The sequence below is a fragment of the Mesorhizobium sp. LNJC405B00 genome (assembly GCF_000502615.1).
Taxonomy (GTDB): domain Bacteria; phylum Pseudomonadota; class Alphaproteobacteria; order Rhizobiales; family Rhizobiaceae; genus Mesorhizobium.
Map to the genome: position 1 here is coordinate 74072 of NZ_AYWC01000014.1, position 13197 is coordinate 87268.

The following is a 13197-nucleotide window of genomic DNA, read 5'->3' on the forward strand; positions in this document are numbered from 1 at the left end:
GTTCATTGGCGATCGCCTTGAAGACATCAACCTCTTGCATTTAGCCATTTTGCCAAGTTACTAATTGCTGTCAATCCCAAGGAGACGGTCATGACGAACGGCAACGCCGTCACGCGCGAACGCATCGCCGCGATGGAACCGCGCATCCGCCCCTATATCAGGCACACGCCGGTGCTGCGCGTCGACATGGCCGATTTCGACCGGCCGCCGCTGGCGGTCGACCTCAAGCTCGAATGCCTGCAGCATTCCGGCTCGTTCAAGGCGCGCGGCGCCTTCACCAATCTGCTCGAACGGCCGGTGCCTGCGGCCGGCGTCGTCGCCGCATCGGGCGGCAATCATGGCGCCGCGGTCGCCTATGCCGCCATGCGGCTTGGCCACAATGCGACGATCTTCGTTCCCGAAGTCAGCCCGGCGGCCAAGCTGCAGCGCATCCGCGGCTACGGCGCCGAACTGATCGTCGGCGGCGCCCGCTATGCCGAGGCGCTGGCCGCCAGCGAGGCTTTTGCTGAAAAGACCGGCGCGCTGCAGATCCATGCCTTCAACCAGGAGGAAACATTGGTCGGCCAAGGCACGCTCGGCCTCGAAATCGAAAACGATCTGCCCGACATCGACACGCTGCTGGTCGCTGTCGGCGGCGGCGGCCTGATCGGCGGCATCGCCGCCTGGTTTGCCGGCCGCATCAGGATCATCGCCATCGAGCCCGAAGGCGCGCCGACGCTGCATCACGCCTTCGAAGCCGGCCACCCCGTCGATGCGCCGGCCGAAGGCGTCGCCGCCGATTCGCTGGCGCCCAAACGCGTCGGCGAGATGATGTTCCCGATCGCCGAGGCCTTCGTCGAACGCTCCATCCTGGTCACCGACGACGCCATCATCGCCGCGCAAAAGGCGCTGTGGGAGCGGGTGCGGATCATCGCCGAGCCGGGCGGCGCAGCGGCCTTCGCAGCGCTGCTGTCCGGCCGCTACACGCCGGCGCCGGGCGAGCGGATCGCCGTCCTTGTCTGCGGCTCGAATACCGATCCGGCGAAATTCTAAACCTTGCTTCGACTGAAGTGGGACGCAAACCCGTCAAAGCTTTTCAAGTTTTCCGGAACCGCCTCGCCTTTGCCGTGTTTGCTGGTAAACTTCTGCTTGTTGAGTCCGGGCTATCCCGCCCGGGCAGGAAGGGCCGATGACGGAACGCCCCATTTCCAGTGGCGATCGCAGCCTGGCCGGGCGGCTTGCCCTGAGCCGGCTGGCGACACGGGTCTCGATGACGGTCGAGCGCGGCTGGCCGCTGCTTCTGCCGCTGCTCATCATCGCCAGCCTGTTTCTCAGCCTCTCCTGGCTCGGCCTTTTCCCCCGGCTGCCTGACATTGCGCGCATTATCCTGGTCACTGCGTTCGGTATTGCCACGCTGGCGGCGCTCTATCCGCTGCGTTTCTTCAAGCTTCCATCCGCCGCTGAAATCGACCGCCGTATCGAGGCCGCCAACCAGTTGCAGCACAGCCCGGTGCTGGTGCAGACCGACCGTCCCAGCGGCAAGGAAAGCATCTTTTCCCAGGCGTTGTGGCGCGAGCACCAAAAGCGCATGGCCGACAAGCTCGGCAGCCTTGGCGCCGACCTGCCGCGTACCCGCGTGCCGGAGCGCGATCCGTGGGCATTGCGTGCCATGGCGGCGCTGCTGTTGGTCACCGCTTTTGCCTTTTCCTTCGGACCGTCCGGCGGCAGGCTGTCCGATGGTTTCAGTGCCCATGCGGCGCGCGACATCGTACCGCCGCGCATCGATGCCTGGGTGACCCCGCCGGCCTATACCGGCAAGCCGCCCATCTTCTTGACCGCGCCAGTCATCGATGGCAACGCCAAGCAGGCGGTTGCCACCTTCACCGTGCCGCAAGGCAGCGACGTCTCGCTGCGCGTGACCGGCGGCTCCGGCGAGGAAACGCTAAGCTTTGCCGACAAGGGCGGCAATGCTCGCGCCATCGACCCGTCGGGACCACAGGTGGCGGCCGTCAAGGCAGCGGCGGTCAACCCCGCGACCCCCAAGCTGCGCCAGTTCACCGGCAAGCTGACCGCCGACGGCACGCTGACGCTGAAGTCGGGCGAAGCCGATCTCGGTCGCTGGGCCTTCGCGGTGATCCCCGACAAGCCGCCGACGATCCGCTTCGTCGGCGAGCCCAAGCGCGCCGTCAACGGCGCCTTCGAGCTCAACTACCAGATCGACGACGACTATGGCGCGGCCACCGCCAAGGCGGTTTTCGCGCTGGCCGATCCGGCGGCGCCCGATGCGCATCCGCTCTACGGTCCGCCTGACCTGCCGCTGGCGCTGCCGCGCCGCGGCGGCAAGGCGAACGCCGCCAAGACCACCAAGGACCTCACCGAGCACGTCTGGGCCGGCGCCAGCATCAAGCTGTCGCTTGTCGCCACCGACGATGCCGGACACACCGCGACCAGCGAAACCAAGACTATTGTGATGCCGGAGCGGCCCTTCGCCAACCCGCTGGCGCGGGCGGTGGTCGAGCAGCGCCGCCTACTGGCGCTCGACGCCAATGCCAAGCCGCGCGTGCTTGACCTGATGGACGCCATCACGCTGCGGCCCGAGGACACGTTCGACAACATGTCGCATTACCTCGCCATCATGAGCGCCCGCAGCCGGCTGAAGATGTCGGACAGCGACGATCAGTTGCGCAACGAGGTTGCCTATCTCTGGGAAATCGCGCTCGGCATCGAGGAAGGCAATCTCTCGTCCGCCGAAAAGCGGCTCCGCCAGGCCCAGCAGGCGCTGCAGGACGCCATCAAGCGCGGCGCCAGCGACGAAGAGATCGAAAAGGCGATGAGGGAACTGCGCGAGGCGATGAACGAATTCCTGCAGGAATTCGCCGAGCGCGCCAAGCAGAACCCGAACGCGCCGCAGATGCAGCAGAATGGTCGCGAGCTGCGTCAGAGTGATATCGACCGCATGATGGACCAGATCGAGAACCTGGCGAAGTCGGGCGACCGCGACAAGGCGCAGGAGCTGCTGTCGCAGCTGGAAAACATGATGAACAACCTGCAGGCCGGCCGTCAGCAGCAGGGCGGCGAGCAGGACAGCGAGATGCGCCAGCAGATGGACAAGCTGGGCGAGATCATGCGCCGCCAGCAGGAGATGATGAACGACACCTACCGCATGGACCAGATGCAGCGCGGAGATAATCAGCAGCCCGGCGAAGGCAATGGCGACGACCCGGACCAGCCGGGCGTCGGCAAGGATCGCGATCCTCTCGCCCGGCCGAAGTCGATGACACCGCAGGAATTCGCCGATGCGATGAAGCAGCTGCAGGAAGGCCAGGGCCAGTTGCAGAGCGAACTCGACAAGCTGAAGAAGGGCCTGGAAGGCATGGGCATGCAGCCCAATGAGGGGTTTGGCGACGCTGGCAAATCCATGGGCAACGCCGAAAAGTCGCTTGGCGAAGGCGAAGGCGACCAGGCAGTCGGCCACCAGGGTCGCGCGCTGGAAGCGCTGCGCAAGGGCGCCAAGGAGATGATGAAGCAGCTGCAGGCGATGCAGGGCGACCAGGGCGGCAGCCAGGAAGGCGGCCGCCAACAGGACGCCGGCCGCGATCCGCTGGGCCGACCGCGCGCCAGCCGCGGACCCGATTTCGGCGATTCGGTGAAGGTGCCCGACGAGATCGACGTGCAGCGCGCCCGCCAGATTCTCGAGGCGATTCGCAAGCGGCTCGGCAACGCGCTCAGCCCCGACATCGAGCGCAGCTACCTCGAGCGGCTGCTGGAGCTGAAGTAGCCTCCAAGGCAACATCCGTCGAACTGAATGGTATCAGCGCCATGCCGAAACTCGGTGCCGTCACGCCCATCCTGCGCATCTTCGACATCGCCAAGGCACGCGAATTCTATGTCGACTTTCTCGGCTTCAAGGTCGAGTTCGAGCACCGCTTCGACGACAATGCGCCGCTCTACATGGGTGTAATCCGCGACGGCTGTGTCCTGCATCTGAGCGAACATCATGGCGACGGCGCGCCGGGTATAGCCATGCGCATCAAGGTCGAGGACATCGCGGCATTGCACCGCGAACTGATCGGCAAGAGATACCGCTACGCCCGGCCGGGCCTCGAAACCACGTCGTGGCAGACCCGTGCGACCCCTTCGGCAATCGCCTGCATTTCTACGAGGATGCAACAGACTAAGCCGGCCGGTTGACGAACGCCTCGCGGATCGCCTCCTGCATGCCGTCGATAGCCTCGCCTGAGGCATTTGGGCTGCGGTGCATCACCACATTCGAGGAATCGATATGACCGAACCCGTCAGCGGCGGTGAGTTCACGACAGCCATCCGGAATATTGCTGTGCGAGATCGGCGCGATCGCCAGGCCAGAGGTGACGGCGAGCTTCAGGCCGCCGGTGGTGTCGCTGGTATAGGCGACACGGTAGGCCAGCCCACGCTGCTCAAGCGATTTGATGGCAAAGTCCTTGCACCAGCCGGCCCGGTTGTAGAGCGCGATCGGCACCGGCCGCTCCTCATGCATGTGATGCAGGCTCGATGTCACCCACACGGTCGGATCGTGCATCAGCACCTCGCCGCCGGAAGGATCCTGCCATTCGAACACCACGGCGAGGTCGAGTTCACCGGCCGCCAACGCTGCCAGCTGGGCGCCCGAATGTGCATAGCGCACGGTGACCTCGACCTTGGTGTGACGCTTCGAGAAGGCGCCGAGCGCGCGCGACAGGATGGCGTGACCATATTCCTCGGGAATGCCGATGCGCACAGGCCCGCCAAGCGGTGCCGCCGCCATCGATGCCGCCGTCTCGTCGAGCAGCGAGACGATGCGGCGGGCATTGACGATCAGCTCGCCGCCACGGCGCGTCAGCGCCACGCCGCGCGAGCCGCGTTCGAACAGGCTGTCGCCGACCAGCTCCTCGAGCTTCTTCATCTGCATCGACACCGCCGACTGGGTGCGCCCGGCCTGCTCCGCCGCCCGGGTGAAATTGCCCGCTTCGGCAATGGCGACGAAGGTGCGCAGGAGATCGCTGTCGAGGGGTGGCCGCATCGAATCCGTCATAAGCAAATTTGATCGCTGGTATCATTCCAATTCGTTTGCAACATGTCAAACGCCGCAGCATAGTCCGCTCGCCCATTGGATATGCCGCCGCGAAATCGGCTGCGGACCAATCAAAGAGTCCTCACTCATACCCGCTGCCCGAAACGGTGGCGGGTTCTTTTTACCCCATGGCCGGGCGGCTGCGGGCAGTCAAGGCAAGGGCCGGCAGAACAACATGCGCAACCGGATCGTTCTCGGCATCATCAGCCTGTGCCTTGGCGTGCTGGTGTTCTCGCTCCAGGACCCGCTGGTCAAGGCGGTGTCGGCCGGCTATCCCGTGACCGAGGTGATGTGGATCCGCTCGATCGTCGCTTTGCCGATCCTGATCTTTCTCGTTCGCGCCGACGTCGGCCTGCGGGCCATCGCCTCGAAGCGGTTCGGCCTGCTGACGATACGCGCCTTCATCCAGTTCTCCTCCTATACGGTCTACTATCTGGCGATCGCTGCCTTGCCGCTCGCCGACGCGGTGGCGCTCTATTTCATGGCGCCCCTGTTCATCATGGCGATAGCCGGGCCCTATCTCGGCGAGCGGGTATCCTGGCAGGCTCTCGCCACCGTGCTGATCGGCATGCTGGGCGTGGTCGTGATGCTGCGCCCGGGCGCCGGCCTGTTCGACTGGGCGGCGCTGCTTTCGTTGGGCTCGGCTTTGCTCTACGGCTTTTCACAGCTGATGGCGCGCAAGATCGGCGACACCGAATCCTCCACCGTCATGGCCTTCTACCAGAACGGCGCCTATCTGGTCGGCGCCGCTGCGGTTGCCGGCACATTCTGGCTTGCCGGCATAACCCATGCTGTCCACCCCAGCCTCGAATTCCTGGTGCGGCCGTGGGTCTGGCCGACGACCCCGGATTTCCTCAAGATGGCGGCCTGCGGCTTCGTCGCTTCGGCCGGCATGATTCTGCTGTCGCAGGCCTACAGGCTGGCGCCCGCCAACCGCGTCGCCACCTTCGAATACACCGGCATCATCTGGTCGCCGCTGTGGGGCTTCCTGTTCTTCGACGAGGTGCCGCGCTCGACCACTGCCATCGGTGCGGCGCTGATCATCGGCGCCGGTCTGCTGGCGCTCAACACCGAACGGCGCCGGAGCGCTGCGCCTGTCCTCGCCGCGTCTCAGGATGCCGCCTGAAGCGTGTCAGGCGAAGCAGGCGAGCGCCTGGTCGACCCGCGAGCGGATTTCGGCCAGCGTGAAAGGCTTTTGCACGACGTCGATAACGATGCCGTTCAATTCCTCGGCGCGCTCGCGCTGGTCGGCATAGCCGGTCATCAGCAGGATCTTCATGTCAGGGAAAAGCCTGGCTGCGGCGATCGCCATCTCGATGCCGTCCATTTCCGGCATGCGGATATCGGAGACGACGAGGTCGTAACCGCCGCCTGCAGCACTGACCATCGCCAGCCCCTGCGCGCCGTCGGCGGCGATATCGATCGAGTGCCCGGCGCGTTCGAGCGCGCGGGCGGCGAGGGTGCGGACGGACTCATCGTCCTCGACGATCAGAAGCTTTGCCATGGGCCGGAATTTGGCGGGCAAAAGTTGACTTTTTCTGAAAATTTGAAGCGTCGGGGGCCTTTTCTCAGGCATCGCCTTTGACGACACCGACAAACGGCAGTTCGCGAAAAGCGTGAGCGACGTCCATGCCGTAGCCGACGACGAAGTAATCGGGACAGTCGAAGCCGACATAGTCGGCGTTCAGCTCGGTCTGGCGGCGCATGCGCTTGTCCAACAGCACCGCGATGGCGCAGCTTTTGGCGCCGCGCGACAGCATCAGGTTGCGGGTGAAGGAGAGCGTCTTGCCCGACTCCAGGATATCGTCGATCAGCAGCACGTCGCGGCCGGCGACCTCATTGTCGATGTCGCGCAGCACCCTCACCTCGCCGCTGGTGGTGCCGGCGCCATAGCTGGAAATGAAGATGAACTCGACCTCGGGCGACAGCCCGACATCGTGCATGGCGCGGATCAAATCGGCGGCGAAGATGAACGAGCCCTTCAGCACCGAAATCACCAGCAGGTCGTGATAGTCGTGCTCGGCGATCTCCTTGGCGAGTTCGAGATTGCGCCGCGCGATCGCGGACGCCGAAAACAGGACCTCGATGTCCTTGCCGCGCACAACTGGCATCAACAACCTTTCCAGAGAACCGACTAGCCGGCGAAGGTGACCGCCACGGCCTTGACGCCGTTTCTAGGCACATCGAGGCGGCTGGAAAAGCCGAATCTTTCGCCGGGCGCCAGAGAACGGTTGGATGTCCCCAGAGTATAACGGGTGATGCGGCTGTCATTGCCGGTGACACGTATCTCCAGCGGCGGCAATTGTCCCGCCTTCAAACCGTCATTGACGGCCTCGCCATCCACGAACAGCACCGGGGCGGGTCCCGAGGCGTCGACACGCGACGTGACGCCGGCAATGCTGAGTACGGCGCCCTCCGGCTGTTCGACTGACCAGAACGGCGTCTGGCGCACCAGCGCATGGCCACCCGAGACCCAGAAGGCGGCAAGCGCCGCACCGATGCCGGCAATCCAGAAGATCGGCCCGCCACGCGATGCCGGCCGCCCGGCTGACGCATCTGATTTGCGCAGCATCTCCATGCCTTCCATCGACGGCGTCGCGATGTCGCGCGCCGGCGTCGGCATGGCTTCTATCAGTGGGATCAGCTGCGGCAGCACCTCATAATCCGCATCGACGATGTCGGTCGCCACAGGACGCGATTCCGGTGCGACACTTGTCCCGGTCATGATTTCGCCGGAAACCGGGCGCGCGGTTCGTTGCTCAGCCATCATGGCCCCGCTGTTGCCTCTTCGTTTCTTTTGCGTAAATGGAAATGGTTAACGCTTCCCCACCGGAACCCTTGTGACGCATTCAAAAACAGCGAAAATTAACCGACGGTTAACCATGGCGGCCGATGGTCGTTGGACAGAAAGGGTTGGCACGCCGCCGCCACACACCTCAGGTCGTCGCACGTGATCCGCTTCGAAAATGTCGGCCTTCGCTATGGCATGGGTCCGGAAATCCTCCGCGACATCTCCCTGCACATTCCGGAGAGCTCCTTCCAGTTCCTGAGCGGGCCCTCGGGCGCCGGCAAGACGACGCTGCTGCGCCTTCTGTTCATGTCGCTGAAGCCGACACGCGGGCTGATCACCATCTTCGGCAAGGACCGCTCGCGCATCTCGCGCGCTGAACTGCCGCATCTCAGGCGCCGCATCGGCGTGGTGTTCCAGGATTTCCGCCTGCTCGACCACATGACCACCTATGAGAATGTCGCTCTGCCGCTGCGCGTGCGCGGCCGCGAGGAAGCGAGCTACCGCACCGACGTCACCGAACTTTTGAAATGGGTCGGCCTGGGCGAGCGCATGCATGTGCTGCCGCCGGTCCTTTCGGGCGGCGAAAAGCAGCGCGCGGCAATCGCTCGGGCCTTGATCGAACAGCCCGAAATCCTGCTTGCCGACGAGCCGACCGGCAATGTCGACCCGCCGCTGGCGCGCCGGTTGCTCAGGCTGTTCATTGAGCTCAACCGGCTCGGCACCGCGGTGGTGATCGCCACTCACGATCTCGGCCTGATGGAGCAGGTCGACGCGCGCCGCATGATCCTGGCCGGCGGAAGGCTGGATATTTATGACTGAGCTATCGGCCGAACAGCTGCATGAAGACGCCGCCGAGCCCGCAACGACGACGCAGCGCGTCCAGCGCCGCATGGCGCCGATCGTGCCGGCGCAGAATATCGCCGGCCGCGCCTTGGTGCTGGTCATCGCCATCATGACCTTCCTGTCCTGCCTGACTTTCGGCGCCGTCACGCTGGTGCGCGACACTGCCTCGGTCTGGGAAAACCAGATCTCGCGCGAGGCCACGATTCAGATCAAGCCGGTCGACGGCCTCGACATGGAGGCAGCCCTTGCCCAGGCCTCGCAGATCGTCGGCGAATTCCCCGGCGTAAAGGAAACCCGGATCATCGATCGCGACGCCACCGCGCGCCTTTTGGAGCCATGGCTGGGCTCGGGCCTGAATATCGACGAATTGCCGGTGCCGCGCCTGATCATCGTCACCATCGACGAGACCAGCCCGCCCGACTTCAGCGCCATCCGTGCGGCGCTCACGCCCAAGCTGCCGAGTGCTTCGCTCGACGATCACCGTACATGGGTCGACCGGCTGGTCGCCATGGCCCGCACCACGGTCACCATCGGCATCGCCGTGCTGGTCCTGATGCTGTCGGCGACGGTGCTGACCGTAGTGTTTGCGACGCGCGGCGCCATGGCGGGTAACGGCCATATCATCGAAGTGCTGCATTTCGTCGGCGCCGAGGCGCGCTTCATCGCGCGCGAATTCCGCTGGCATTTCCTGGTCACCGGGATGAAGGGCGCAGCCGCCGGCGGCGCAGCCGCGATCCTGGTTTTCATCGTCTTTTCCTGGTGGTCGTCGCGCAACATGGCAACGCCGCAGGCCGACCAGGCCACCGCTTTGTTCGGCAATTTCGCCATCGGATCGGCAGGCTATCTCGGCGTCGGCCTGATGGTGCTGGTGATCGGCGGACTGACGGCGGCGACCTCGCACGCCACCGTCGTCGCCTACCTCAGCGACATCGATGTCCGCCAGCCGGATGCGGGGTGACCCGTGAGGGCAGAAGCGAAAACAGTTCGGGGGCAAGGACAGGAATGGAAGGGACGATCACGGATCGAAAACCGACGTAACGCAATGTGCGCTTTTTTCCTTACCAAAAAGGCATTTCAGGATTAACCATAGGATGATGAACGCGCGGGAGTCGACCGGAACGGCTGGACAGATGCCAGTGGTGCGTTTGCGTGTGCGTACCGGGCTGGGCCGTTTGCGCACCGCCCTGCGTCTCGCCTCCCTCTGTCTACTGCTGCTGGTGGCCCTGTTTGCCGGTGGCTTCGGCTGGTTCGCCAGCAAGGTCAGCCACATGACGACCCCGACCAACCCGGCCAAGGCCGATGCGATCATCGTCTTGACCGGCGGTCAGGCCCGCCTCGACGCAGCACTCGATCTGCTTGCCTCCGGCAAGGGCGAGCGGCTGCTGATCTCAGGCGTGCATCCCTCTGCCAGCCGCCGCCAATTGCAGGCTGCTACCGGCGGCGACAAGGCGCTGTTTTCCTGCTGTGTCGACATCGACCGCGCCGCGCTCGACACGATCGGCAATGCCGAGGAAAGCGCTAAATGGGTGGAGAGCCACGCCTATGGCAGCGTCATCCTCGTCACCAACAATTACCACATGCCGCGCAGCCTGCTCGAGATGGGCCGCCTGCTGCACGGCGCCAGGCTTGAACCCTATCCGGTGGTCAACACCAATCTGGACAATGGCGACTGGCTGACCAAGCCGGAAGCGCTACGCGTGCTTCTGACCGAATACAGCAAATACCTGCTGGCGCTTGCGCGCGGCGTCGTCCCGGTCCGCCAGACTGCCGACAGCGTCGCACTGGCCGAGGTTTCGACCGCCAAGGACTAAAGCAATTCCAGGAAGTGTGTAGCGGTTTTCCCGGGAAAAGCACGTACGCTTTCCCTTGGGAATTGCGTCCAGACAGACGACTCTGACGGCGCTCGATTACCCCTTGGCCGTGCCGGCTTCCGCGCCACGCAGCCGCGCAATCTCCTGTTCGAGGCTTTCAATCCGCTTGTCGCGTTCGGCGAGTGCGGCCGCGACATCGGCGGCCTCGAATCGCTGCGGAATGTGTTGCGGGCAATTGGCATCCCAGGCCGAGACGGTGAACAAGATGACCTGCTCGGGGCGCGCCTTGTAGTCCTGCGGCATCAGCCTTGCCAGAAGCTCGGCATCGTCCTCGACGACGCGCGCCGTGCCCCAGATCTTGACGCGCTGGCGATGCGCATAGTCGATCAGGAACAGGAATGCCTGGTTGTTGTCGGCGAGATTCCCCTGCGTGATGAACTGCCTGTTCCCGGAGAAATCGGCAAAGCCGATGGTCTTCTCGTCCAGCACCTTGAGGAAGCCGGCTGGCCCGCCGCGATGCTGGATGTAGGGCTGACCCTCGCCATTTGCCGTCGACAGGAAGACGCTGGTCTGCGCCGCGATGAAGTCGGCGAGGTCGGGCGTCATATGGGCGCGCCATCCGCCGCGCTCCTCGGCGCTGGCATAGCCCTTGCGCGAACCTTTGCGGGTCTGGATCGCCTTGACCGTCGGCGTGAAGGCGACATCGCTGGTGAAAGTATGAGCATTCATGGAAGCCTCCGCGAGGCCGAAACACGGCCATTGTACGCGAAGAGGTAGATCCTTCCATGTTTTGGATGTAGATGGCATAGTTGCAAGCTATCCTTCCAATTTCCGGAAGAAAGTATGGATCGTCTCGAAGCCATGTCGCTGTTCGTCGCCGCGGTGGAAGCGGGCAGCCTTTCCGCTGCCGGCCGCCATTTCGGCATTCCACTGGCAACGGTCAGCCGCAAGGTTTCCGACCTCGAAAAGCACCTTCAGGCGCGCCTGCTGAACCGTTCGACCCGGCAGCTCACGCTGACCGATGCCGGCCAGGCCTATCTCGCCGCCTGCCGCCGCATCCTCGGCGAGGTCGGCGAAGCCGAACGCACCGCTGCCGGCGAATACAGCACGCCGACCGGCGACCTGTTCATCACCGCGCCGGTCGTCTTTGGTCGCTTGCACGTGCTGCCTGTCGTCACCGAATTCCTGGCGGCTTATCCTCAAGTCAACATTCGCCTGACGCTGGCTGACCGGATAACCCAACTGGCGGAGGAACATCTCGACCTTGCCATCCGCATCGGCGAGCTTGCGCCTTCGAGCCTCATTGCCATCCGCGTCGGCGCGATCCGTCGCATCGTGTGCGCCAGCCCCGCCTATATCGCCGCGCATGGCATGCCGCGGACGCCGGACGATCTGGCCGCGCATGAATGCATCAGTTTCGAGGGGCCTGCAGCGCTCGCCAGCTGGAGCTTTGCCGGCGACAAGGGCGAACTGATCGTGCCGATCCGCTCACGGCTGCGCGTCAACACGGCGGAAGCTGCAATCGATGCCGCGATTGCAGGCGCCGGGATGACGCGGGTGCTCTCCTACCAGATTGCGGACGCAGTACGTTCCGGCGTGCTCGTCCCGGTCTTGCGGCCCTTAGAGCCGCAGCCATGGCCGGTGAGCCTCGTCCATGCCGGCCAAGGCCTGCTGGCGGTGAAACTCAGGGCGTTCCTCGATTTCGCCGCTCCGCGGCTGAAGCAGCGGCTATTGCAGGCGACGTGGTGAGTTGAGACTGGCTTGAGTCAGTGGCGAGCCGGCCTATGTCAGGCCATTGCGGCGTTTCCTTTTTGCCCGCGCTTGGTGTAACCAACGCACACCTCCTCAACGGGCCCTTCCCCGCATGCTCTATATCCGCTCGCTGGCGTTCAACTTCGTCTTCTATGTCAATCTGATCGTCCAGATGGTCCTCTGGACCCCTTACTACTTCCTCTCGCCACGCCATCGCGCCTGGTTCGTGCCTAAATTCTGGTCGCGCACCAGCCTGTGGCTCTACGACAAGATCGCCGGCACCAGGAGCGACATCACCGGCGTCGAAAACCTGCCCGAGGGCTCTTTCATCCTGGCGCCGAAACACCAGTCGTTTTGGGACGCGATCGCTTTCTTTCCGTTTTTACACGACCCGCTTTATATCCTGAAGCGCGAGCTGACCTGGATTCCCTTCTTCGGCTGGTACATCCTGAAGATGCGGATGATCCCGGTTCACCGCGGCAGCCGCTCCAAGGCGTTGAAGCAGGTCGTTGCATCGACAAAGCAGGAGATGGGGCGCAATCCGCGCCAGCTGATTATCTACCCCGAAGGCACGCGCCGAGCGCCAGGCGACGAGCCGGCTTACAAATACGGCATTGTCGAGCTCTATACGCAGCTTGGCGTCCCGGTGGTACCGGTCGCCCATGTCGCCGGCCTCTATTGGCCTCGCCGTAAATTCTTGCGCTTTCCCGGCACCATCAAGGCCCGCTTCCTGCCGCCGATTCCGCCCGGGCTCGGCAAGGACGAATTCATGGACCGGCTGATCGGCGATACGGAAGCCGCCTGCGACCAGCTGCTGATCGAGGCATCGCAGGCTCCTAACCCGCCGCAAATGCCGCCGACGGCGGTCAAGCGGCTGGCCGAACTCGCCGCGGCCGCCAAAGCAATTCCAGGAAAAGTGTGAGCGGTTTTTT

Annotated in this window: 13 protein-coding genes and 1 pseudogene; 9 read left to right on the forward strand and 5 right to left on the reverse strand. The window is 64.3% G+C overall.

Annotation, left to right across the window (positions count from 1 at the left end; all coding sequences use genetic code 11):
* Positions 1-90 precede the first annotated feature (90 nt).
* The 3 genes and pseudogenes from X756_RS142245 (at position 91) to X756_RS01000000165915 (ending at position 4157) form a co-directional block, all read left to right on the forward strand.
* Entirely contained in the window at positions 91-1032 is a 942-nt protein-coding gene (locus X756_RS142245) for a threonine/serine dehydratase (RefSeq protein WP_023731069.1), read from the forward strand.
* A 136-nt stretch (positions 1033-1168) separates the two neighbouring features.
* A complete protein-coding gene (locus X756_RS142240) occupies positions 1169-3757 on the forward strand; it encodes a TIGR02302 family protein (protein ID WP_023731070.1) in 2589 nt (862 codons plus the stop codon).
* Between the two features lie 41 nt (positions 3758-3798).
* Positions 3799-4157, forward strand: a pseudogene (locus tag X756_RS01000000165915) (glyoxalase superfamily protein).
* Here the strand turns inward: X756_RS01000000165915 and X756_RS142235 are convergent.
* On the reverse strand, positions 4154-5017 hold the full coding sequence (locus tag X756_RS142235) for a LysR substrate-binding domain-containing protein (protein ID WP_023698713.1): 864 nt from the start codon (positions 5015-5017) through the stop codon (positions 4154-4156). The pseudogene X756_RS01000000165915 and the gene X756_RS142235 overlap by 4 nt on opposite strands.
* Before the next feature lie 226 nt (positions 5018-5243).
* Between X756_RS142235 and X756_RS142230 the strand changes: the two genes are divergently transcribed.
* Positions 5244-6194 carry a DMT family transporter gene (locus tag X756_RS142230; RefSeq protein ID WP_023694029.1) on the forward strand — a complete coding sequence of 317 codons (951 nt, stop codon included), beginning with the start codon at positions 5244-5246 and terminating at the stop codon, positions 6192-6194.
* 6 nt (positions 6195-6200) lie between these two features.
* On the opposite strand, the gene X756_RS142225 is transcribed toward X756_RS142230, so the two are convergent.
* From X756_RS142225 to X756_RS142215, 3 genes are all read right to left on the reverse strand, one after another.
* A complete protein-coding gene (locus tag X756_RS142225) occupies positions 6201-6572 on the reverse strand; it encodes a response regulator (protein ID WP_023686708.1) in 372 nt (123 codons plus the stop codon).
* A gap of 64 nt (positions 6573-6636) precedes the next feature.
* Positions 6637-7179 (reverse strand): hypoxanthine phosphoribosyltransferase, encoded by a 543-nt coding sequence (hpt, locus tag X756_RS142220; protein WP_023673315.1) that lies wholly within the window; start codon positions 7177-7179, stop codon positions 6637-6639.
* A gap of 23 nt (positions 7180-7202) precedes the next feature.
* Positions 7203-7838 carry a hypothetical protein gene (locus X756_RS142215; protein ID WP_023685343.1) on the reverse strand — a complete coding sequence of 212 codons (636 nt, stop codon included), beginning with the start codon at positions 7836-7838 and terminating at the stop codon, positions 7203-7205.
* A gap of 180 nt (positions 7839-8018) precedes the next feature.
* On the opposite strand from X756_RS142215, the gene ftsE reads away from it, so the two are divergent.
* From ftsE to X756_RS142200, 3 genes are all read left to right on the forward strand, one after another.
* The gene (gene ftsE, locus X756_RS142210; RefSeq protein WP_023685344.1) at positions 8019-8678 is read left to right on the forward strand and encodes a cell division ATP-binding protein FtsE; all 660 of its coding nucleotides are present in this window, start codon (positions 8019-8021) and stop codon (positions 8676-8678) included.
* Positions 8671-9660: an ABC transporter permease gene (locus tag X756_RS142205; RefSeq protein ID WP_023673312.1), complete on the forward strand. Its 990-nt coding sequence runs from the start codon at positions 8671-8673 to the stop codon at positions 9658-9660. The genes ftsE and X756_RS142205 overlap by 8 nt, the downstream gene beginning before the upstream one ends.
* 133 nt (positions 9661-9793) lie before the next feature.
* Positions 9794-10513: a YdcF family protein gene (locus tag X756_RS142200; RefSeq protein WP_023673311.1), complete on the forward strand. Its 720-nt coding sequence runs from the start codon at positions 9794-9796 to the stop codon at positions 10511-10513.
* Between the two features lie 96 nt (positions 10514-10609).
* Here X756_RS142200 and X756_RS142195 read toward each other — a convergent pair whose 3' ends face one another.
* Positions 10610-11242, reverse strand: coding sequence for a pyridoxamine 5'-phosphate oxidase family protein (locus tag X756_RS142195; RefSeq protein WP_023731071.1), 633 nt, complete (start codon positions 11240-11242; stop codon positions 10610-10612).
* A 114-nt stretch (positions 11243-11356) separates the two neighbouring features.
* Between X756_RS142195 and X756_RS142190 the strand changes: the two genes are divergently transcribed.
* Positions 11357-12262, forward strand: a complete 906-nt coding sequence (locus X756_RS142190) for a LysR family transcriptional regulator (protein WP_023731072.1) — start codon at positions 11357-11359, stop codon at positions 12260-12262.
* Between the two features lie 115 nt (positions 12263-12377).
* A complete protein-coding gene (locus X756_RS142185; protein ID WP_023673308.1) occupies positions 12378-13187 on the forward strand; it encodes a 1-acyl-sn-glycerol-3-phosphate acyltransferase in 810 nt (269 codons plus the stop codon).
* The last annotated feature ends 10 nt before the right edge of the window (positions 13188-13197 follow it).